Genomic DNA, 23,189 nt, shown 5'->3' on the forward strand with positions numbered 1-23,189 from the left:
TCTATGGATTTAAATTTTTTGTGACAATTAAGCTGATTCTTAAATAAAAGAATAATGAGGGTACCATAATTATAAAAAATTTATGTCGTTTTGTTACCGATAAAATAAGGGATGTTGCATTTTTTTGAGTTTAAAAGTATATATATTCATGGTTTATGTCTTGAGGATTTAAATCTTATTATAATTTTGAATACTTTCCTAAGCATGATTTCTGTGAAGTTTATTTTTTGTTTCAAGCATTTAAGGGGGGTTAAATTGGATGACATACGTTTTTTTTGTATTGTCGTCTAATACTTATTAGTTTATCACGATGTTTTTTGGTTGGATATACGATTATTACGTATGGATTGGTCTTGCTACTCTGATAGCTCTTGAGCTTGTTCTTGGAGTAGACAATCTTATATTTATTACTCTATTAACGGAGAAGTTGCCTCTTGCGCAAAGGGGAAAGGCACTGGTATTTGGTCTGAGCTTTGCGATGATATCTCGGATTGCTATTCTTGCGTCTATATCTTATTGGATAGGGATATTCCAAACGCCGTTGTTTTTTTTTAGAGAGTTATCGTTTTCTGGACGTGATATTATATTGATTTTTGGTGGTTTTTTTTTGTTATTCAAGGGGACCATAGAGCTACATGAAAGATTAGAAGGAGATGGATTTGACAAAAAACATAAATTTGTCAGCCCAGTTTCTTGGCAGATAATTGTTTTACAAATCGTTGTTCTAGATTTTATTTTTTCGCTAGATAGCGTAGTGACTGCGATCGGTATAGTACAAGATTTTTCTGTCATGGCTATTGCTGTAGTTGTATCTGCGTTAATGATGATGGCAGTATCTAAGCCAATGATAAATTATATTTCACGACATACTACTGTCGTTATACTTTGTCTTGGTTTTTTGTTGATGATTGGTTTCTTGCTCATTATAGAGGGATTGCATTTTGATATCCCTAAAGGATACCTTTACGCTTCTATCGGTTTTTCTGGTATTATTGAATTTTTTAATCAGTTAGCGAAACGCAATCGTGAACGTCTTATGTCTACTTCACGTTTGAGGGCGCGTACTGCTGATGCTGTGTTGCGTTTATTGGGAGGGAACCCTAGGCAATCGCAATGTATCAATCCTCATTCTGATAATTTTGCATTGTCACAAAATAAAAAACATATCATATCAGATCAGGAAAAAGATATGGTTCAAAGTGTTTTAACTCTTGCAGATCGCCCAGCAAAGTCCATCATGACACCTCGTACGGATATTGTATGGCTTGATGTAAATTGTCTTGATGAGGATTGTCAAGGGAAAGTCCTTGAATTAGGGCATTCACGATTCCCGATTGCTAAAGGAAGTTTGGATAATTTTATTGGAATAGTGTCTGCACGCAATTTATTGAGAGATTTTCTTGAAGAGGGTCCTATAGATTTGAAAAGGTCTATTAGAAAACCATTGGTTGTTCATGAAAATATCAGTGTTTTGAAATTAATGGAGCGTTTGCGTAAGTCTTCGCAAACGTTCGTGATGGTTTTAGATGAATATGGTGTTTTAGAAGGTATGATCACACCTGCTAATATTTTGGAAGCTATTGCAGGAGATTTCCCAGATGAAGATGATAAAAAACTTGATATTACCGTAGGAGAAGATGGTTCTTTGACGGTTGATGGTTGGATTGATGTACGATATGCATCAAAATTATTTGGTGTTGATTTAGTAGATCAAGACGATCGATATTCTACATTAGCTGGATTCATTCTTTGGAAGCTTGGGCACTTACCTCAAGAAAAAGAGGTTTTCATGGAAATGAATCTCAAATTTGAAATTATACGACTAGAAGGTCACAATATTGATCGTGTAAAAATTAGTGGGCTGCAAAAATTAGATGGTTGAATTGAAATAAATTCTTACTAATATTTTCCATTATATTTATATATGAATCAATCTTGATATTAAATAATTTCCGAAATTAATTTTGTCTAAATTACGCTTTTAAGTAGCTAAATTACTTGGTGTATGTATTGGGGTTCAGGAACAAATGAAAGGCTATGATGCGCGAGAGAAAAAAACAAGCAAAGTTCTCATTATTGATTTTGGAAGTCAATTCACTCAATTGATTGCACGACGTGTACGTGAAAATAAAGTTTATTGCGAAGTAATAGCATTTAAAAATGCTCTTACTTATTTCAGAGAGCAAAAGCCTCAAGCTATTATTTTATCGGGGAGTCCAGCTTCATCGTTGGATATCGGTAGTCCTCAGATTCCGCAAGAAATTTTAGAATCAAACATTCCTTTGTTGGGCATTTGTTACGGACAACAAATTATATGCAACTCTCTGGGAGGAAAGACAAAAAATTCTCAGAATCGAGAGTTTGGTCGTGCTTTTATTGAAATACAAAAAGACTGTTCACTGTTAAGAGGAATGTGGAAGAAAGGTTCTAAACAACAGGTTTGGATGAGTCATGGTGATCAAGTAGAGCGTATGCCAAAAGGATTTGAGGTAATCGCATCATCGGATAGTACGCCGTTTGCTTTTATCGCAGATGAGAAAAGGAAATATTATGCTGTACAGTTTCATCCAGAAGTTATCCACACAGAAAACGGATCTCAGTTAATAGCTAATTTTGTGCATCACGTTGCTGATATCAAAAATGATTGGATTATGTCTTCTTATCGCAAGGATATGGTATCGCGTATTAAAAAACAAGTGGGGGATGGACGTGTAATTTGTGCTGTGTCAGGAGGAGTTGATTCTACTGTAGCTGCTTGTCTTATTTATGAAGCAATTGGAGAAAATCTTACATGTGTACTCGTTGACCATGGGTTTATGCGTAAAAACGAAGTAGATCATATCTCTGGTTTATTCAAAGCTTACCCGAATCTTTCTTTGAGAATTATAGATTCTTCAGAGATGTTTATAAAAAAATTAAAAAATATTATTGATCCAGAAGTTAAAAGGAAAATTATAGGAAAATTATTTATAGAGGTTTTTGAGGAAGAGGCAAAAAAAATAGGTGGTGTTCAATTTCTTGGACAAGGAACTTTATATCCAGATGTTATTGAAAGTATTTCTTTTTTTGGAGGTCCTTCATCTGTTATTAAATCACATCATAATGTAGGCGGATTGCCTGAACGCATGAATATGCAACTTGTGGAACCACTAAAAGAGCTTTTTAAAGATGAGGTGCGCCTTCTTGGAAAAGAGTTAGGATTGCCTGATATTTTTATAGGACGTCATCCGTGTCCAGGGCCAGGGCTTGCTATTCGTTGTATTGGAGAGGTTACAAAGGAAAAGATAAAAATTTTGCGTGAATCTGATGATATCTATCTTGAGGAGATTCGTAAGGCGGGTATTTATCATAATATTTGGCAAGCGTTTACTGTTTTGCTGCCTGTCCAAACGGTAGGAGTTATGGGGGATGAGCGTACATATGAATATGTGTGTTCTTTGAGAGCGGTAACCTCAATAGATGGTATGACAGCTGATTTTTATCATCACGATATGAAGTTTTTGAGTCAAGTTTCTACAAGAATAGTAAATGAAGTGAAGGGGATTAATAGAGTTGTATATGATATTACCTCCAAACCGCCTGCAACTATTGAATGGGAATAATCTATCATTTCAGCGATGGTAGATCCATAGTAATGATCTAGTCTATTACGTAATAAATATAATAACCATGGGTAATAATAATCTATATACGATCGTTATTAATGGGCTAAGACATTTGAAATTACTGGATTCTAAAATAGTATCTTTTAATTACGGTCATATAGTTTATGTGGAAGAAAAATAATCTCTATTAAAGTTCCCTTCGTGGGGATGGAAGAAACATAAAATTTCCCCATATTAGCATCTACCATCGCTTTAGCAAGAGGTAGTCCTAAACCAGTTCCTTCTCCTCGTATCTGTTGAGAATTAGGTATTTGTCCAAAAGGTTCTAGAGCTTGTTCTAATTCGTAATTTGACATTCCTACCCCAGTATCTCTAACGCGTAAAACAACCTCTTCTTTTCTTGTATATGTAGTAGAAATGATTATTTGTCCTCCTGAAGGAGTAAAACGAATCGCGTTTGATAATATGTTAAGCGCTATTTGTTTTACGGAACGTAGGTCAGCAAATATTTGAGGAATATTGTCGGAAAAAGAAGTTCGTATGAGAATACGTTTTTCATTCGCATATAGTTGTACCAAAGAAATGATTTCAGAAACTGTTTCGTTTAAAGACACCGATTCAAAGTGCAAGTTCATTTTACCAGATTCAATTTTTGATATGTCAAGGAGATCATTGACAATGTCAAGAACAAGGTTTCCTGATCTATCTATGTAATTAGCATATTCTATATAACGGGGGCTTCCCAATGGTCCAAATTTTTGATTTTTGATAACTTCAGAAAAACCGATGATAGCAGTTAGAGGAGTACGAATTTCATGGCTCACACGTGCTAGGAAATCACTTTTATGCAAACTTTCTGTTTTTGCTTTCTTGATAGCATGGGACAAATCATTTTCCTCGGATATATCGTGTATTATGAGAGAATAGCAATTAGAGAAAGGAAGTTTTTTGATTATGATGCGAATCGATAGAATGTTTCCTTCCCTGGTGCGACCAATGGTTGTTTTTTCTAGTATTTGTTCTTGATTAAGTGACAAAATATCAACAAGATAATGGTGCATAACATTTTGAGTATTGTTCTCGAAAAACATTGTAAATGGTTTTTTGAGCATATCTTCTGTAGGGTAGTCAAACAACTTGCTTATTTTGCGATTAGTAGAAATAATTAGCCCATCTTCATTGATAATGGCAACACCATCAGAAGTTGCTTCCAAGATGGAGAATAATTGCACTGCTTCAATTTCCATTTTGTGCATATTTGGGTTATTTGTCTCTTCATGAGATACATTTTCTGAAAAAGTATTATTTATTTCAAGGGGCACAAAAGTCATAGCAAGTGAATTTTCTCCATTCCATTGAATAGTGTGTAAATGAGCTGATACAGCGATGCGCGTTCCATCAGACCGACATAACATGACTGATCCTGCTGTATTATTTTTTGATAATTTTTGAGCGTTCAATAACGTAGATAAGCCTCCGGATTTTTCGATATCTGCGATGCTTTTATATTTTGTGAGAAGGAGGAAAGAGGAATTCGCGTAGAATAGGTTGCCATATGAATATACACAAAAAGGGATCGGGCATTTTTCAATGGTTTCCGGTACTATATTTTCTCCCTCGGCAAAATATTCAGATAAAGATGGGTGGTTACAGTGAAATAAATTTTCAGATTTTTGGTTATTGTTTTTAGGTGTGTTGAAATGTTTTTTATTTATATACTGATTTAAATTAATAGTATGGAAATTTTCTTGATTAAAGATGCGGTTTTCCTCATCCTTGAACAAAGGATATTTCGTAATTTTTAAAGCATCATCTTTGTCATAATAGTGTTGAGGAGGAAATGATACTTTGTTTTTCTTGCTAAGATGGATTTGAGAAGATGATTTAGATAAGAGGTCAAAACATTCTTGTCCGACAAAAGAAAGATCCTTTTTGACCTCGCTGGAGGAAGATAATTTTTCCTCTAAGATTTTTCCCAATGCATGTGAATCTTTTGATACTCGATTCACGTGAACAATCCCAAATCCTTTGAAGCCAGTAAATTCTCGATCTCGTGAGTATATTGGTAGAGCGGCGAGATCAATGGGGACATGTAGCTCTGTTCCTTCTATAGGCCATATAGTGTTCTTGCCGTACCAAGTATTTTGTTTTTGTAAAAGATCAACAATATGATTATCAGGATCAATTCTAAGTATATGATTAATATCACATAAACGCACACCTATCATTTTAAAAGTATAAGGTCCAATAGCTTTGGATAGCTCTTCTGAAATTTCTCTTATATATCCGGAGGCATCTAGTTTCCATGTAAACCGTACTGTACGAGGCATTGAATCAAATACAAACGCGTTTGTTGAACCCGGATTTTTATTATTGTCATGTAATAGTACATTTCCTAAGTCTCTTCTTTGGTTTGTAAAATTTGATTTTTCTAAAGAATCATGACAGGGGTTGGTTTTTTTTGAGCTTTTTACTGCACGATCATCTTTCGTGTTATCTTTACAGTTGCTTATAATATTTTTAGAATCCGATATAATAGAATCAATACTCATTTTTTGAACCTTTGGTACTTTCTAGTGTAGATTAGAAATTTTTTAGTTCGAATGGCACTCAGATGATTTTTTTAGCATTATCTCCCAAGAGAGATATCCAAAAAATCATTTATGCCTTTTTGTTGTGGGGGAGGTTTACAATATGATATTGTAAAAAAATTGTAACTTCCTTGCTTCATAATGGGCAATAGGGTTGTCAATGTTTTTTTACAGTATGATGTTGCTATATGTAAAACTTGTAAAGTATTTCTAGATGTACACGTGTTTTTGTTTTCTAAAACAAGTAGATGATTTGGTTTTTTATATGTGATAATGGGAAATATTATAAACATAAGCACCCTTTTTTCTATTCGATCCCTAAATTGTGAGCAAGAAAGGGAATGCTTTGTAAAGATTATTCTATAAAGAAATTGATTCAAATTTTTGATGTGATAGACCATCCCATGGTGGGAAACCGTAATATATTCCAATAATTTTGTACAAAGGCATAGTTTTGATAACAATAGAGTTTTGCCTTGTATCAAATTTTTGTATATATGTGCAATTTTGTCCTTATTGGGATATTGCGTTATCAACATTTTGTGTCCAGTGTATGCTAAATTGTAACAAGGGATTGACGCTTGCGAAACATCTGTCTAAGAATACTGAACTGGTTTATGATCTGGAAGTATAAATTTGTATTCATTAACGTTAATTTATTATTAAGGTTAATATTGCGATTGCAAGGGTTTGTCTTGTTTTTTAGGGGAATGAGAGTATAGGTTATAAAAATCAAATCTTTTTTTTAAAAGAGGATGATTGTCAGATTAATGCGGTTGTAGCTCAGTTGGTTAGAGCGCAGGTTTGTGGCACCTGAGGTCGGTGGTTCGAATCCACTCAACCGTACCAGATTCATTCGTTGAATCGATAATATTTTTTACTTGTGATTAGTTAGTTTTGCACGTTACGATTACGTCTGTTGTGTGTAATTTTAATTCGCTTGAGTGATGGTAACCATATATACTGCATATTTTGTTGAATTGCTGTGGTTTGCAATATCTAGAAATATAAGATTATGGAAACCGCGTCAGGGATAGATTCCCAATAAATTAAGTATTCTTTTTCTGCGATGTATAAAGATTATTTAAATGTGTTTCATTGTTTGGTGCTATTCTCGGAGAAAGCAATCAATAGCTATAGGGTTTTACGGTTTAGTTTGATTCGATATAAATATTAGTTTTCGTCTTTTTTGTTTACCAACAATTCAAGTTTGACAAGTTGTTTTTCTATTTTTTTTAATCGCTTGTCAATTGATGTTATCTCCTTGCGAAGATGAGATGTTGCACTCTGAATGTTTTCGATTTCTTCTGCGCGCACGACTCCCATTGAGTTTAAGGTTTTTTGAATTTTTACTTGAGTGAAAGTTTCTGCTTCTTTGGATATGTCCTTGATTGCATCGGATGCACATTCAGCTAAACGAAAAGCTTGCTCGAAAATTTGGTTTGATTTAAATGACATGATATTGTCCTGTACGATAAATAAATAATCAAGAAAATCATATAATATTATACTTCTCATCACAAGGTAGCAGTTTTATTATGTTAAAATGTGATTTTTCAGTTTAAAAATGTATTTTTGGGGATGATTTTTTAGAATAAGTAAAGAGTAATAAATGGGAGAAAAATACATGCTCTGGTCAGCTTTAACATATCCGAATATTAATCCTATAGCAATGTCAATAGGCCCCTTTTCCATTCGTTGGTATGGATTAGCTTACTTAATAGGAATGTTATTTAGTATTTGGTATATAAGATATTTATTGGATAAGCCTTCGTTATGGACAGAGAAGCAAAATAGCGAGAATCTTGTTTATAAGAGCGGAGATTGCCAAGAGAGCTGTTTTTTTTGGTTGGCGATAAGTATGATTGTCGGCGGACGTATTATATATGTTGTTTTTTATAACTGGCAGCTATTTTGGAATTCCCCATCACATATCTTTTATATTTGGGAAGGAGGAATGTCTTTCCATGGTGGATTAATAGGTATTTTTACATCACTTTTTGTATTATCTCGTATTTATCGGTTTTCTTTTTTGGGTTTCTTAGATCTTATAGCATCTTCTGCGCCAGTCGGAATATTTTTAGGGCGTATTGCTAATTTCATCAATGGTGAATTATGGGGAAGAGTTTCTGATGTTCCGTGGGCTATGATTTTCCCTCATGGGGGCGATTTGCCACGTCATCCGAGTCAGTTGTATGAAGCGATTGCTGAGGGATTGGTGATTTTCTTGATTATGCAGTTGATGGTTTATCGTGGTTCTTTCAAAAAGCCGGGAATGACAGCTGGTGCTTTTGCGATTTGCTATGCTGTTATGAGGTTTTTTATGGAATTTTTTCGCGAACCAGACTATCAAATAGGATATTTATTTGGTGGCTGGATGACAATGGGAATGGTCTTATCAATCTTGCCTCTCATTGGTGGGGCGGTTTTTTTGTTTCAATCTTTGCGAGCAAAATAGAGAGATTCCTTTGGCAGATGGATTGATTAAAAAAATAGCTAATCTCATTAAAAGAGATGGTCCAATGACTGTTGACCAATATTTTGCATTGTGTCTTTCGGACCATGAGTTTGGCTATTACAAAACATGTAGTAATCCTTTTGGTTCTTTGGGTGACTTTGTTACTTCTCCAGAAATAAGTCAGATTTTTGGGGAGATGTTAGCAATATTTCTGATTTGTGCTTGGGAGAAGCATGGATTTCCAAAGTGTGTCAGATTAATAGAGCTGGGGCCAGGTAAAGGCACAATGATGGTGGATATTCTGCGTGTTATTTGCAAATTAAGGCCTGATTTTTTTTCGGCTCTATCGGTTTATATGGTCGAAAATAGTGAAAACCTTACCTTGATTCAAAAGGAACAGCTTTCATCTTATAAAGATAAGATAAGTTGGTGTGTATGTCTTGCTGATGTTCCCCGAGGATTTACTTTTCTTGTGGCAAATGAATTTTTTGATAGTTTACCAATCAAACAATTTGTTATGACAGAAAATGGCATTCGTGAACGTATGATTGATATAGATTGTCATGGTTCTCTTTTTTTTAGTGTAGGGAATGACTCAGCGGAGTTAGATTTTATTTCGTGTAGCGATTATTGTGTCGGGACGATATTTGAAACTTCTCCATATCGAGACCATGAGATGTGGTCTATTTCTAATAGGTTGGCACGTGATGGCGGAACGGTGATAATTATAGATTATGGTCATTTACATTCTGGTGCAGGTGATACATTGCAAGCGGTGCAGGAACATCGTTATGTTTCTCCGTTAATAAATTCAGGCAAATCGGATCTTAGTAGTCATGTTGATTTTCAACGATTATCTTCTATTGCTGTTCTGCATAAGTTATATGTAAATGGGTTGATGACCCAGGGAAGATTTTTGGATGGACTTGGAATTTGGCAAAGAGCATTCTCTCTCATGAAGAGAGCAACGAGAAAAGATATGCTATTAGATTCGGTTAGACGTTTAGTGGGCACACCTTCCGATAAAAAAAGTATGGGAGAATTATTTAAGATTTTAGCAGTGTCTCGTGGAGAAATAGAGTTATCGCCTTTTGTGAATCACAATTGTCTTTAAGAATTTTTATTAGCACGTAATTTGGTTTTTTAAAGAATCAATCAAGCATTGTTGTTTTTAAATGAGCTAGATGTTTTTATATGTTGTGCATTTTTAATTTTTTTTGCAGAAATCAGGATTTTTTCCACTATTAGGTCGATTTATATACTATTTCCTTGATTGGACGAGAAATATGTATATGACTGTTGGTAGAGGCTTGATCAATTATGTAATGAAAATTGATTGTAAGAGGTCGTTTCACGATTTAAATAGGGTGTATCCCGTATGAAAATTTTTTCAGGAAATTCTAATAGGAATCTTACGCAGGAAATTTGTGATTATTTAGATATTTCTCCGGGGCAAGCTTCTGTTACGTACTTTTCTGATAGGGAAGTGTTCGTTGAAATTAAAGAAAATGTGCGAGGAGAAGATGTTTTCATAGTTCAATCTACTTCTTGTCCTGCTAATGATCATTTAATGGAATTGCTTATTATGATCGATGCGATACGTCGATCTTCAGCAAAGCGTATTACAGCAGTAATTCCTTATTTTGGATACTGTCGTCAAGATCGCAAGCCAAGTCCTCGGACGCCTATATCTGCTAAATTAGTAGCTAATTTGATTACAAAAGCTGGCGTTGATCGTGTTATGACGTTGGATTTGCATGCAGGACAAGTCCAAGGATTCTTTGATATTCCAGCTGATAATCTATATGCATTGCCAATTTTAAACCGTGATATTCAAAAATGTAATGATATCTCAAATCTTATGGTTGTTTCTCCTGATGTTGGAGGGGTGGTGAGGGCTCGTTTGCTTGCTAAAAGATTGGGATGTTTATTGGCTATTGTTGATAAAAGAAGGGATCATCCAGGACAGATTGAAGTTATGAATATTATAGGAAAGGTAAAAGGAAAAGATTGTATTCTAATTGATGATATCGTTGATACTGGAGGAACGCTTTGTGGTGCTGCTGATGCTTTATATGCTCAGGGAACTTCAAGTGTGACAGCTTATATTACGCATGGTGTATTGTCGGGTTCTTCTATTAAGCGGATAGAAGCATCAAAAATGAAAGAGTTGGTGATTACCAATTCCATACAGCCTACAGCTTTGGTCGAATCTTCTTCTAAAATACGTATTCTGAGTATTGCTAATTTACTTGGAGAGGCTATCAGCCGAACTTTCGAAGAGCGGTCTGTCTCTAGTTTGTTTGATTAAATATTTGGGATCACGGAAGAATTGGATGTTGTTTTCATAGATAATAGTTCTAAAAATCTACAGATATTCCGTTTTTTTCCCAATCGCCAAATCGAGTAGGATCTAGTCTATTTCCTCCTCCTATTTCTATTGGAAGTTTTGCATTTTGGTTTGTGGTAGATCTGCGCTGTTTGGCTTCTTCTAGAGCACGTTTCGCAATAGAAGAAAGAGGTTTAGTAGGTGTTGTTTTTGTAGAATTCATAGAAACGTTCTTTCGATGTGCGGTCTGTGAGGTATCAACTGCATTGTATAACATCTATAATTTAATTATATACGTCGTACGATCAATCATATACCATAATATAAAGGTAATAGATATGTTTTTTTGATCATGTTATAGATTGATAGGTATATCAGTTATGTTTATTTATATTAGCTGTTTGTTCTTTGCGTATTGGGGAAATGTTGTTTTTGATACAATGAAAACTTGAGAAAAACGTGGTATTTATGGGTTGCTTGTATTGTTGAAATCTGGAATGAATGCACGATTGGTGTCGTCTCATTTATTGTCTTGTGTGATGAATAGGCGTATTTCTTTGGATTATCTATTAGATTTAGCGCATGGAGATAATTCGTTTCGTCGTCTTTCACATAGAGATCAGATGTTAGTACGCTCTATTGTAATGACAACATTGCGTTTTTTGCCTCGTATTGATGCTGTTATTGACTTTGTTGTTTCATCTTCTTTGCCAAAGAAAAAAAAATCTTTAAAGCAATTATTGCGTCTTTCGATTGCTCAAATTCTTTATTTGGATGTTGCGGATTATGCTGTTGTCGATTTGGCGGTAGAGCAAGCTAAGTGTGATAAAGAAAATCGTTATTTTGCGAAGCTAGTCAATTTCATCTTGCGGCGAATATCTAGGGAAAAAATAGAGTTATTAGAACATGTTTCAGGGATATCCTGCATTCCGCTATGGTTTAAAGAGCGTTTAGAAAATTTCTATGGAAAGGAAAAAACTCTGGACATTTCTGAATCGTATATTTCTCCTTCTTACATTGATTTAAGGGTAAAATGCGATATTGAAGAATGGGTTCATAAGCTCAATGCTGTTATGTTGCCCACTGGAGGAATACGTCTCAAGGAGTTTAAGGGATCTGTTTCATCCCTTCCTGGATTTGCGGAAGGTGTTTGGTGGGTACAGGATGCTTCGTCTTCAATTCCTGTTCAATTATTTGGAGAAATAAATAACCTCTCTGTTCTTGATTTATGCGCTGCTCCTGGAGGAAAAACAGCACAGCTTATTATATCTGGAGCAAAAGTAACTGCTCTTGATATTTCAAAAAAGCGATTAGAAAAGTTACGAAATAATCTTGATAGATTGTGTTTATGTGCCGACATCATTGAAGCCGATGCTTTCGATTATTATCCTCAAAAATTATTTGATGCTGTCCTCGTAGATGCTCCTTGTTCGTCTACGGGTACAATAAGACGTAATCCAGACGTATTGTGGACAAGAGATACCAGTGATATAGTAAGGTTAGCACTTTTACAGGAAAGGCTTCTTTTACGTGGGATAACTTTTGTTAAACCTGGTGAAATGGTTGTTTTTTCTAATTGTTCTTTAGATAAACAAGATAGTGAAGAAGTTATTCAAAAAGTTCTTCAATCTTCTCCGATTCCGATTGAACTTGTCCCTTTAAAAACTGATTATTTGGAAAATATAAATCTAGGAACAGCGATTTCTGCTGAAGGATGGATTCGTATCACCCCAGATATGTTGGGGGACATTGATGGTGCGCCGTCAGGAATAAATGGTTTTTTTGCAGTGGCGTTACGACGGTTAACATAACCAGTCAAAGAATTATATTGGTTTCTTGCTGATTATTGTGAAATAGTGGTTTATATATATAATAAGAAAAAATATTTCCCCAGAAATTGATATTGTATTGATGAATATACGAATTAATTGATGGTTTTTTTAAAATTTTTATATCAAATAGGGGATGAGATGGATTGTTCTCATAGAAAAGATAGTTGTCCTGATGAAGTTTCGGTCAAAACTGCGTTAATATCTGTCCACAATAAAACGGGGATTGTTGAATTTGCTAGGAGGTTGCTTTCATGGGGAATTCGAATCATATCAACAGGTGGCACTTGTCAATTGTTAGAAGAGGCTAATATTCCTGTTGTTAATGTTGCTGATGTTACCAAATTTCCTGAAATAATGGGTGGTCGGGTCAAGACTCTGCATCCCAAAATATATGGGGGTATTTTAGGAGTTCGTGATAATCCACAGCATATGATGGATATGCGGGATCATGGGATGGGGGCGATTGATCTCGTGGTAGCTAATTTATACCCGTTTGAAGAATCTTGTTATAAAAAAGACGATTACTGTGCTATAGTAGAAAATATTGATATTGGTGGTCCGTCTATGATCAGAGCTGCGGCTAAGAATCATGACTATGTTACCGTTTTGACGAATCCAAGGGACTATTCGTTATTTCTTGATGAAATGGATTCAAATAATGGTAAGGTATTGCGTGGCTTTCGAAAGAAAATGGCGCAACAAGCTTTTTCGAGGACTGCTTCGTATGATACTGCAATTTGTCAATGGTTATCAAATTCAGATGATGAAGTATTCCCTGATTATCTCAATATAACAGCTGTTAAAAAGCAGGAGATGCGTTATGGAGAAAACCCGCATCAGAAAGCAGCTCTATACTCTACTGGTGAGCAAACATGTGGAATAGTTGGTGCGCAATTAGTGCAAGGAAAGCAACTTTCGTATAATAATATCAATGACCTTGATGCTGCATTTGAACTTGTGTCAGAATTTAATTCACAAGATTGCGCCGCTTGCGTGATAGTAAAGCATATGAATCCATGTGGCGTAGCAATTTCTGATACGCTTGTTGAAGCGTATCGTCAAGCATTAGCATGTGATACAACTTCTGCATACGGAGGCATTGTTGCATTTAATCGGGAAGTAGATCAAGAAGTGGCACGAGAAGTAATAAAAATTTTTACTGAGGCTATTATTGCTCCAAAAATTTCTCAGGAAGCTGGCGTTGTTATTTCTGAAAAACCGAAAATGCGATTTTTAAAGACGTCTGGCTTGCTTGATCCTTATAGTGGAAGTGTCGTATTAAGGAAGGTTGCCGGCGGTCTTCTTTTGCAAACACGTGATAATATGATGGGTGATCAGGAATTACATGTAGTCACTAAAAGAAGTCCAACTGATCAGGAATTAAGTGACATGAAATTTGCTTTTAAGGTAGTAAAACATGTCAAATCCAATGCCGTTGTTTACGCTAAAGAGGGACGTACTGTTGGGATTGGTTCTGGGCAAACTAGTAGAGTCGATGCAACCCGTTTCGCGGCAATAAAAGCTCATAATCTTTCCACTCAAATAGGTGTTCAATCTGTGACGAGAGGTTCGGTTATTGCTTCAGAAGCATTTTATCCTTTCCCCGATGGTGTGCTGGAAGCAGTTAAAGCAGGCGTAACTGCGATTATACAACCTGGGGGATCTATGCGAGATTCGGAGGTTGTTGCAGCCGCAGATCAACATGATATAGCAATGGTCTTTACAGGTGTAAGACACTTTCGCCATTAGTATTTTTTTATGAGGAAATAAATTCTAATTAGTTATTTCGGATTGCAGATAAATTCGTTGCTTTTAGGATCTAGAATCCACAATTCTCCTGAGATAATGTTAAACCAAGCTCCGTGGATTTTAAGTATATTTTCTTGTTCTAATTTTTTAACAAAAGGGAATTGTCGTATATTTTTTAAGGAATTGCGGATTGAGAGTTGTTCTAGAGCAGTTTGTTTTTCGATAGGATTATTTGCTACTATTTCTTTAATAAGAGGGCGTACGATGCCTATCCATTTTTCGATAAAGTCTCCATTAGATAAAGGGGGGTCGTTTGGATTTAAGGCAGCTTGTATTCCCCCGCAACGGCCATGTCCCATGATTACTATATGTTCTACGTTAAGTCCTTGAACCGCAAACTCAATTGCAGCAGAAGTTGCGTGATGGTGTCCATCTGGTTCATAAGGTGGCACAACATTTGCAACGTTGCGTACTACGAACAGTTCTCCTGGCTTAGCGTTGAATATTGTTTCAGGTGCAACACGTGAATCACAACAGGAGATAATCATTATTTTAGGTTTTTGTTGGTTTGCAAGTTTTTGAAACAATTCTTTATCGTACTGATTTTCAATGAATTCACGATGACGTTTAATTAGGATATTTGGAAATTCACTCATATGGTATATCCTTTTTTTTATTTTACTAAAAAATCAAGCGAGATATTGTATATTGATAAAGACAACGATTATCTTATTAAATAGTATATTGCCATAAAATAAAATGATTAAAAATTGAGAGTGAATTAAGTTTTGATCAATATGATTAAAATGATTCGTTTGAATTAAAGAATATTGTATATACTTATTAAGATTATATAGCTTGAAAAATCTTCATAATATTAATTGTGGATGTGTTTCTTGATTATAGGAAATGATGGTTAAAGGATAATTGCAGTGCTTGTGAGAGAGTTAAAACGAAACAAAATCATCGACGAAGTCGATGCAGCAATAGATGTTTTAGGGTTGCCAGCATTCAATGCTGCCACGATTTTTGGAAAAGCCAGTATCGATGATCTTGAGAAGTATACACCACAAATGCTTGCTCTTACCTCTAATATTGCCCATGATATTTTTATGGGTTGGCACAATTCTAGTGCATATTGTATAGACATAAGGGGGGTCGAAGGTATTACCCCTTCGGGGATGTCTACTAGCATTATTACGGTTATTGTAGATGACATTCCTTTCTTATACCAATCTATTATAGGGGAAATAGTAGCGAATCGTCGCAATCTAACGATGGCGATTCATCCAGTTTTTACAAAATATCAAGATGGCAGTTGGCAGTTATATTCTCCTGATAGTTCTGACATTATACAACAAAAAATTAGCTTAATACAAATTCACTGTCCTCAGGTTACGGTAAAAGAAGCTGAAGAGATTAAAAAACAACTGATTTTTATTATTGAACAACTCAAGTTAGTTTCGCAAGACTCACAGGCAATGCTTGCATCTCTTAATAAGATACAACAATCTTTTTCTGATTTAAAGAATATTAAGAATAATTCTCAGGAGTATATAGTTGAATCTTTGACTTTTCTCAATTGGTTAAAAGAAGATAATTTCCAATTTATGGGTATGCGGTATCATTCTCTTATAGCGGGACAAGAAAAAATAAAATTAGATCATGGTATTGCATTAGGATTAGGGGTTTTGAGGGATCCTGATATTTCCATTTTGAGTTTTGATCAAGGTGATACGCGTGTAACACCGGAAATATGTCATTTTGTAGAAGGGCATGATTTCGTTATTATTACTAAGTCCGATATCATATCTGTTATATATCGTCGCGCATGTATGGACTATATCGGGATTAGACATTTCGACGAAAATGGAAATGTTATTGGAGAATTACATGTTGTTGGATTTTTCACGCATTTAGTATATTCGCAGAGAGCTTCCAAGATTCCATTATTGCGCGAGAAAATTGTTAAGGTTCAAAATTTACTTAATTTTCATCCTAACAGTCACTCAAGTCGTATGTTGCAGAATACGTTGGAATTCTATCCAAGAGATGAGTTTTTTCAAATTGATCCAATTCTTTTAGCTTCTTTCTGTGAACAAATCATTGATATTATGGATAGACCGTGTACACGCGTTCTTCCTCGAATTGATCGTTTTAATCGATTTATTTCATTACTTATTTATATACCACGGGAATATTATGATTCTTTCGTCCGTGAAAAGATTGGCAATTACTTGTCCGAAGTTTATGTGGGTCGTGTATCAGCTTATTATTCTAGTGTTCTTGAAGAAGGATTAGTAAGGATTCATTTTGTGATAGGGCGTTCAGTTGGAGAAATGATTAATCTATCTAAAGAATCTCTTGAAGAAGGCGTTCGTTCTATTGTTGCGTGTTGGGAAGAGAGATTTTACAAAAGCGCTGGCAATGGAGTTCCCCGCTTTATTTTTTCCCAGACGTTTCAAGATGTCTTTTCTCCTGAAAAAGCAGTAGAAAATTTATGCTATATCAAAAATTGTGCTGAAGGAAAAGAGCAGTTATGTATATGCTTTTCAAGCAAGGACAATGGTGATGTGCAGATCAGGATTTTCCATGCTAATGGTCCTTTTTCGTTATCAAAACGTGTGCCGCTTCTTGAAAATCTAGGTTTTACGGTCATAAGTGAGGATACATTTGAAATCAAGATGTTGACTAATGATGAAGAGCATCTTGTAGTCTTGTATCAGATGGATTTAAAGGCTGCTACTGGGCAATTTGATCTTTCAAATCGTATAGATGCTCTTGTAGAGGCTTTTAAATATATTTTCCAAGATAGAGTCGACAACGATTCTTTCAATCATTTAATTATGCTGACGGATTTACGTGTATATGAGATAAGTGTTTTACGTTCCTATGCTCGGTATCTCCGCCAGGCGGCTGTTACATGGTCACAAGACTTGATTGCGTATATTTTAAGTAAAAATCCTGCAATTAGTCAGTTACTTTTTAGTCTTTTTCGAAATCGTTTTGATCCAATTTTATCCGAGCAGGAGAGAGAGAAATCCACTAATGAAATTTTAAAAGAGATAGATTCTGCTTTATTAAAAGTTCCTAGTTTAGATGATGATACTGTATTGCGTCTTTATGTTAACTTAATTCTAGGTACCTTGCGTACTAATTACTTCCAAAAACATCAAGGTGATGTTCCGCTCGTATTTAAATTTGATTCTTCTAAAATCAATAGTATTGGGACAGATGAACTGCATAGGGAGATTTTTGTATATGGTGTTGAGGTTGAAGGTGTTCATTTAAGATATGGGAAAATAGCGCGGGGTGGTTTACGCTGGTCTGATAGGGCTGCAGATTATCGTACAGAAGTTCTCGGGTTGGTGAGGGCGCAAAAAGTTAAGAATGCGGTCATTGTTCCTGTAGGTGCCAAAGGGGGTTTTTATCCTAAAAGATTGCCATCTGAAGGATCTAGAAATGAAGTGATTAAAATAGGTAGTGACGCTTATAAGACCTATGTTCGTGCGTTGCTGTCTATAACTGATAACTTTGAAGGGAAAGAGATTGTTAATCCAGATAATACTGTTTGTATAGATGGGTACGATCCTTATTTTGTTGTTGCCGCAGATAAGGGAACGGCAACTTTTTCAGATACGGCAAATAGCTTAGCTCAAGAAACAAAATTTTGGTTAGATGATGCTTTTGCTTCTGGTGGATCAATGGGTTATGATCATAAAAAAATGGGCATTACGGCACGTGGCGCTTGGGAAACGGTAAAGAGGCATTTTCGTGAGATGGATATCGATATCCAATCTATGCCTTTTACTGTGGCAGGTGTTGGCGATATGTCAGGAGATGTATTTGGAAATGGCATGCTTTTATCTAGAAATATTAAGCTTGTCGCTGCCTTTGATCGTAGTGATATATTTATTGACCCAGATCCAGATTTGGAAACCACTTTTGATGAACGTAAGAGGCTTTTTGATTCTCCGTCTTCAAGTTGGCAGGATTTTGATAGAAAAGTCTTGTCTAAGGGTGGAATGATTATTTCGCGAAGAGAGAAAGCGGTGCAGTTGAATCCAGAAGCTGCTGCTGTCATAGGGATATCGAAAAAAATAGCTACGCCTTCTGAAATAGTGTCAGCAATTTTGATGGCTCCCGTTGATCTTTTATGGTTCGGAGGTATTGGAACTTATGTTTGTGCACCTAAAGAAAATAATGCTGATATAGGGGATAAAGCGAACAATCTTGTGCGTGTAACTGCTGATAAAGTGCGGGCAAAGGTTATAGGAGAAGGAGCTAATCTTGGGCTTACGCAGCAAGCTCGGATTGTTTATGCGTTAAATGGCGGACGTATTAATTCTGATTCTATTGATAATTCAGGTGGAGTTAATTGTTCTGATTTAGAAGTAAATATAAAGATTGCCTTAGCTTCAGCTATGCGTGATGGAAGGCTTACTTTAAAGGATCGTAATAAGCTGTTAATCTCAATGACTTCTGAAGTAGTTGAGCTTGTTTTGCGTAATAACTATTTACAATCGTTAGCTATTTCGTTGGAATCACGTAAAAGTATGGCGATGATGTGGAATTTTGCGCAGTTGATGAAGTTTTTGGAGAAGGAAGGGTCTCTGAATAGAGAAGTCGAACATTTATCAAGTGTTACGTCTTTCGAAGAGCGTGTTCGAGATGAGATTCCTTTTAGTCGTCCTGAAATTGGTATTTTACTTTCGTATGCTAAGTTGAAATTATCGGAGCAATTATTGGAATCTAATCTCATAGATGATCCATTTTTCTCTAATTTATTGTTGAGTTATTTCCCGCGACAATTGAGTCAACTGTATCCTAAAGATGTTATGAATCATCAGCTACGTAGAGCGATTATTGCAACAGTTCTAGCTAATGGAATTATCAATAAAGGTGGTTCTTGTTTTGTTGTGAGCCTAGTTAAGGAAACCAGTTCCTCCATCGAAGATGTTGTGCGTTCCGCTATCATAGCAGATGCTGGATATGAATTAGAATCCCTTTGGAAAGAAGTGGATAAGTTAGATAACCAGATTAGTGGAGAGCTCCAGAATAAGATATATGAAGAGATTAGGTTGATTTTTATTAATCTTACACGTCTTCTTATCAAAAATGGAAAGTTTATTGGAGACATTGGTAATGCAGTCAAGCGTATTGTAACGGCATTTCATCAATTGAATAGTTTGTTGCAGAAAAAGATACCTGCAGAATGGTCAGAACGCTTTAATAATAGGGTGATGAATCTCACAAACAAAGGTTTCCCAGTAGATCTTGCGAACAAGATTGTTCGTATGCAATTTTTAATGGTAGTTCCGGATTTAATTGATATATCAGAAACTTGTGATACGAGTTTATTGGTAGTTCTAGATATGTGGTCAGCTATTTCGGAAGGATTAGGAGTTGATAGATTACTATCTGTTGCTAATAATGTTAAGGTAGATGATCATTATGAGGGTCTTGCATTGTCGGCGGGTTTGGATTGGATGTATTCTGCGCGACGTGAGATGATTGCAAAAGCCATTACTACTAGCAGTTCTGTTGACACTATTATGCGAAATGAGAAATGGAAGGAAGTCAAAGATCAAGTTTTTGACATTCTTTCTTCCGAAGACGAAGTAACTGTTGCACATATAACAGTAGCAACGCATCTTTTGTCTGGTTTTCTTTTAAAAATATAATTAAGATATAATAAGTAAGTCAACAATTTCTCATCGATGTTTCAGTTATTTAAACCGCAAAGATTATTCGTTTATTGCATATTATTTTTAGAATTTTTTGTTTTTTAGGTACATATTGCCTGTGTTTTATGCGTACTTTTCCTCAAGATATACATTAAACAAACATCTTGCATATGGTGTTAGTGGGATAATCCTGTCTGAATAAAAATGATGGATGCATTGATATATATATGGAGTTATGATTTTTAATAACTGCTTTGTAATATATGATTATGAAACATTTGGCAAAAATCCTGCATTGGATCGTCCTGCGCAGTTTGCTGGTGTGCGCGTTGATCACCAATGGGAAAAGATAGAGAGTAAAGAATCATTTTTTTGCAAACCTACTGATGATTATTTGGTGGATCCAGAATCAGTGTTGATTACGGGAATTACGCCACAAAAAGCATTGCGTGATGGTATTTTAGAAGCTGAGTTTGCTCAGCGCATTCATCAATTTTTTAGTGAACCTAATACTTGTATTGTGGGTTACAACAATATTCGATTTGATGATGAATATAGTCGTAATATTTTCTATCGTAATTTTTATGACCCATATGGTTGGAGTTGGAAAAATGGAAATTCTCGATGGGATTTATTGGATGTTATACGTGCCATTCATGATTTTTCTCCGGCGGGTATTAAATGGCCTTGTAGAAATGATGGTGCTCCTAGTTTTAAGCTTCAAGATTTGGTGCTTGCAAATGGCATTGAATATGTAAATGCACATGATGCAGAGGCAGATGTTTATGCTACTCTTGCGCTTGCTAAATTAGTACGTCGCAAAAAGCCTAAATTATTTCAGTATTTGTATGATCATCGTGATAAAAATATTCTGAGAAAATTGGTTGACATTCAGAACATGGTTCCATTAGTACATGTTTCAGGGATGTTTGGAAATCTTTTGGGAAATACTGCCTTGATTGCCCCTATAGCATGGCACCCTAATTATAAGGATCAATTAATCAGCTGTAACTTAAGTGGTGATATGAGAGTATTCCAGAATTATGATAGCGATAATCTGGCAAAAAAATTATTTACAAGCCGTGATAAATCAAATAGTTCAGTTTCTATTCCTATCAAATTAGTACATCTTAATAGATGTCCGATTCTTGTTTCTGTGGATTATTTCAGTGAAAAACATTTTAAGCGTTGGGGTATTGATTATAATCGCTGTTTAGACAATTTAGAATTATTGCGGCAACAAACTGATCTGCGAGATAAAGTCAGGTCGATATTTTCCACACCTTTTTCAACATCGCAAGACGTAGATGCTCAATTATACGATGGTTTTTTTGGAGATAAAGACCGAGCAATAATGAATCGTATCCTAGACACTAAACCAAGAGAATTATCGACATTAGATGTTCAATTTATGGATCAGCGATTACATGAATTATTCTTTCGCTATAAAGCTCGTAATTACCCCGATACATTAAATAATCAAGAGAAAAAAAAATGGTTAAAGCATCGTAAAAATATTTTTACTCAGTCTCGAATTGAAGAGTATAAACATAAAATACATGATCTCAAGATCATATATAAAGGAGATGGACAAAAAGAACAATTGATGAGCTCGTTGTTAGAATACCTCCAATGGATTATTTCAAAGGATTAAATATTGATGTATGTTACTGGAAGGATATAATTTTAAAAAGTGATAAGTTGATGCCGATAATAGGGTAAAAAATCAATTTTTTGTAATTAGATGAAAGAAGATGTGTTAGGGTAGGATTAATTATTATGGGGGCAAGTATTAGATTGTAATCTTTTGATGAAAATCTTCAGGGTGTATTATTGACATACTAGAACATGATATTTACTTTAGGATTGGTATGATGATTATTAAAATTTTTATCGTATAATTGAGATGATTGTTTTGTGTCAGAAAAAGAATAAAACACTTGATTGTTCGGTGAAATATTAGCATATCTTTTTGATGGAGAGGTGGCCGAGTGGTTGAAGGCGCACCCCTGCTAAGGGTGTATATGGAAACGTATCGAGGGTTCGAATCCCTTCCTCTCCTCCAGGAATGAAACCTTCATGTATTTTTGCTTCTACAGGAATAATTTTATCCTTTGACCTAATTTTGTATACGTTGAGTCCATGGTATTATGTGTCGAAGGCTATTTTCAGGTTATAGGATAACCGTTGCTTAAGTAAAAGATGAACTGTTTTTGATTATCTTGCGCGTTTAATAGGATATTTGTTCGTGTAGACTTTAAACGGTGAATACATTTGATGTGATAAACGATACTTTTAATGACTATGGTAGTTAAGATCTTCTAATCATAATAGCTAAAACCAAAGAGGTGGGTGCGATTGCCAAACATTTTTGGGCCATTATTATGGCTATTACCACGACTGTAGTGACTATTGTGTATCACTTTCAAGTTATCAAAGAGTGGTTTAAATCGTGATACAGTCTTTATATCGCCGGAGGGAATTTAGGTTTTTACTCCGCTTTATCCCATACGTGTTTGAAACAGTAACGGAACATGTCAAGTCCAAGAAATCAATAAAACATGATAGAATGAGGATTGAATTGGCGAAAATCAATGCCAAGAGCCTAATTGCTGTTGAAGGTATTAAAGCTGACAAGCCAGTAAGATTAGCAAGGATTAAGGGGTACAACCACAAAAGTGGTGTTAAGTGGATAGATGGCTTTAACGCTCTTGTTCGACTTTTAACAACTTTGTTTTGGATTATGGATTATCCGTTATTGGTAATTTATTTAGTGAAAGAGAACTTCATTATTCAAAGTCCTCTTGCTGTCCTTACTCTACTCTTTTTGAACAAGAGATAATAGCTTGTATCCTTTTCTTCTGGTACACCGATAAAATAGTGCAAAAAAGGGGCTAATAAAAGCTCCCATTTCTGCATTACCTTTTTATTTACTTTT

13 protein-coding genes, 2 tRNA genes and 1 pseudogene are annotated in these 23,189 nt (G+C 35.2%); 12 read left to right on the top strand and 4 right to left on the bottom strand.

The genetic code is table 11. The features are described from left to right. Positions 1–310 precede the first annotated feature (310 nt). A complete protein-coding gene (locus G293_RS03040; protein WP_047264254.1) occupies positions 311–1,882 on the top strand; it encodes a TerC family protein in 1,572 nt (523 codons plus the stop codon). Between the two features lie 145 nt (positions 1,883–2,027). Then, a complete protein-coding gene (gene guaA, locus G293_RS03045) occupies positions 2,028–3,602 on the top strand; it encodes a glutamine-hydrolyzing GMP synthase (protein WP_047264255.1) in 1,575 nt (524 codons plus the stop codon). 146 nt (positions 3,603–3,748) lie between these two features. Here guaA and G293_RS03050 read toward each other — a convergent pair whose 3' ends face one another. Then, entirely contained in the window at positions 3,749–6,157 is a 2,409-nt protein-coding gene (locus tag G293_RS03050; RefSeq protein ID WP_047264256.1) for a PAS domain-containing sensor histidine kinase, read from the bottom strand. A gap of 811 nt (positions 6,158–6,968) precedes the next feature. Here G293_RS03050 and G293_RS03060 point away from each other — a divergent pair. Next, a tRNA-His gene (locus G293_RS03060) sits at positions 6,969–7,045 on the top strand. 324 nt (positions 7,046–7,369) lie between these two features. On the opposite strand, the gene G293_RS03065 is transcribed toward G293_RS03060, so the two are convergent. After that, positions 7,370–7,654 (bottom strand): accessory factor UbiK family protein, encoded by a 285-nt coding sequence (locus G293_RS03065; protein ID WP_047264258.1) that lies wholly within the window; start codon positions 7,652–7,654, stop codon positions 7,370–7,372. Positions 7,655–7,823: 169 nt separating this feature from the next. Here G293_RS03065 and lgt point away from each other — a divergent pair, with 169 nt between their 5' ends. The 3 genes from lgt to G293_RS03080 all read left to right on the top strand — a co-directional run bounded on the left by lgt (position 7,824) and on the right by G293_RS03080 (position 10,965). Next, positions 7,824–8,654, top strand: a complete 831-nt coding sequence (gene lgt / locus G293_RS03070; RefSeq protein ID WP_244464359.1) for a prolipoprotein diacylglyceryl transferase — start codon at positions 7,824–7,826, stop codon at positions 8,652–8,654. Positions 8,655–8,664: 10 nt separating this feature from the next. Next, a complete protein-coding gene (locus G293_RS03075; RefSeq protein ID WP_047264260.1) occupies positions 8,665–9,768 on the top strand; it encodes a class I SAM-dependent methyltransferase in 1,104 nt (367 codons plus the stop codon). A 264-nt stretch (positions 9,769–10,032) separates the two neighbouring features. Continuing rightward, the gene (locus G293_RS03080; RefSeq protein ID WP_047264261.1) at positions 10,033–10,965 is read left to right on the top strand and encodes a ribose-phosphate pyrophosphokinase; all 933 of its coding nucleotides are present in this window, start codon (positions 10,033–10,035) and stop codon (positions 10,963–10,965) included. Between the two features lie 49 nt (positions 10,966–11,014). Here the strand turns inward: G293_RS03080 and G293_RS03085 are convergent, their stop codons facing one another. Beyond that, on the bottom strand, positions 11,015–11,206 hold the full coding sequence (locus G293_RS03085) for a DUF1674 domain-containing protein (protein ID WP_047264262.1): 192 nt from the start codon (positions 11,204–11,206) through the stop codon (positions 11,015–11,017). A 259-nt stretch (positions 11,207–11,465) separates the two neighbouring features. Between G293_RS03085 and G293_RS03090 the strand changes: the two genes are divergently transcribed. Together G293_RS03090 and purH are read left to right on the top strand one after the other, a co-directional pair. After that, positions 11,466–12,794 (top strand): RsmB/NOP family class I SAM-dependent RNA methyltransferase, encoded by a 1,329-nt coding sequence (locus G293_RS03090; RefSeq protein WP_244464360.1) that lies wholly within the window; start codon positions 11,466–11,468, stop codon positions 12,792–12,794. A 159-nt stretch (positions 12,795–12,953) separates the two neighbouring features. Beyond that, positions 12,954–14,564, top strand: coding sequence for a bifunctional phosphoribosylaminoimidazolecarboxamide formyltransferase/IMP cyclohydrolase (gene purH / locus G293_RS03095; protein ID WP_047264264.1), 1,611 nt, complete (start codon positions 12,954–12,956; stop codon positions 14,562–14,564). Between the two features lie 32 nt (positions 14,565–14,596). On the opposite strand, the gene G293_RS03100 is transcribed toward purH, so the two are convergent. Continuing rightward, the gene (locus G293_RS03100; protein WP_047264265.1) at positions 14,597–15,220 is read right to left on the bottom strand and encodes a carbonic anhydrase; all 624 of its coding nucleotides are present in this window, start codon (positions 15,218–15,220) and stop codon (positions 14,597–14,599) included. 276 nt (positions 15,221–15,496) lie between these two features. On the opposite strand from G293_RS03100, the gene G293_RS03105 reads away from it, so the two are divergent. From G293_RS03105 to G293_RS03120, 4 genes and pseudogenes are all read left to right on the top strand, one after another. Then, positions 15,497–20,248 (top strand): NAD-glutamate dehydrogenase, encoded by a 4,752-nt coding sequence (locus tag G293_RS03105; RefSeq protein ID WP_052775025.1) that lies wholly within the window; start codon positions 15,497–15,499, stop codon positions 20,246–20,248. Positions 20,249–20,486: 238 nt separating this feature from the next. After that, complete coding sequence (gene sbcB, locus G293_RS03110; RefSeq protein WP_047264266.1) at positions 20,487–21,905, top strand: exodeoxyribonuclease I; 1,419 nt, start codon at positions 20,487–20,489, stop codon at positions 21,903–21,905. Between the two features lie 323 nt (positions 21,906–22,228). Beyond that, a tRNA-Ser gene (locus G293_RS03115) sits at positions 22,229–22,316 on the top strand. A 387-nt stretch (positions 22,317–22,703) separates the two neighbouring features. Continuing rightward, positions 22,704–23,149, top strand: a pseudogene (locus G293_RS03120) (hypothetical protein). Positions 23,150–23,189: the final 40 nt, after the last annotated feature.

The sequence above is a fragment of the Candidatus Liberibacter africanus PTSAPSY genome, from assembly GCF_001021085.1.
Lineage (GTDB): Bacteria > Pseudomonadota > Alphaproteobacteria > Rhizobiales > Rhizobiaceae > Liberibacter > Liberibacter africanus.

Excerpts from the sequence above, each read along its gene's own strand:
- guaA (WP_047264255.1), top strand. The coding sequence starts at position 2,028 with ATGAAAGGCTATGATGCGCGAGAGAAAAAAACAAGCAAAGTTCTCATT.
- G293_RS03050 (WP_047264256.1), bottom strand. The coding sequence starts at position 6,157 with ATGAGTATTGATTCTATTATATCGGATTCTAAAAATATTATAAGCAAC.
- G293_RS03100 (WP_047264265.1), bottom strand. The coding sequence starts at position 15,220 with ATGAGTGAATTTCCAAATATCCTAATTAAACGTCATCGTGAATTCATT.
- purH (WP_047264264.1), top strand. The coding sequence starts at position 12,954 with ATGGATTGTTCTCATAGAAAAGATAGTTGTCCTGATGAAGTTTCGGTC.
- G293_RS03080 (WP_047264261.1), top strand. The coding sequence starts at position 10,033 with ATGAAAATTTTTTCAGGAAATTCTAATAGGAATCTTACGCAGGAAATT.
- G293_RS03040 (WP_047264254.1), top strand. The coding sequence starts at position 311 with ATGTTTTTTGGTTGGATATACGATTATTACGTATGGATTGGTCTTGCT.
- G293_RS03085 (WP_047264262.1), bottom strand. The coding sequence starts at position 11,206 with ATGAATTCTACAAAAACAACACCTACTAAACCTCTTTCTTCTATTGCG.
- G293_RS03065 (WP_047264258.1), bottom strand. The coding sequence starts at position 7,654 with ATGTCATTTAAATCAAACCAAATTTTCGAGCAAGCTTTTCGTTTAGCT.
- sbcB (WP_047264266.1), top strand. The coding sequence starts at position 20,487 with ATGATTTTTAATAACTGCTTTGTAATATATGATTATGAAACATTTGGC.
- lgt (WP_244464359.1), top strand. The coding sequence starts at position 7,824 with ATGCTCTGGTCAGCTTTAACATATCCGAATATTAATCCTATAGCAATG.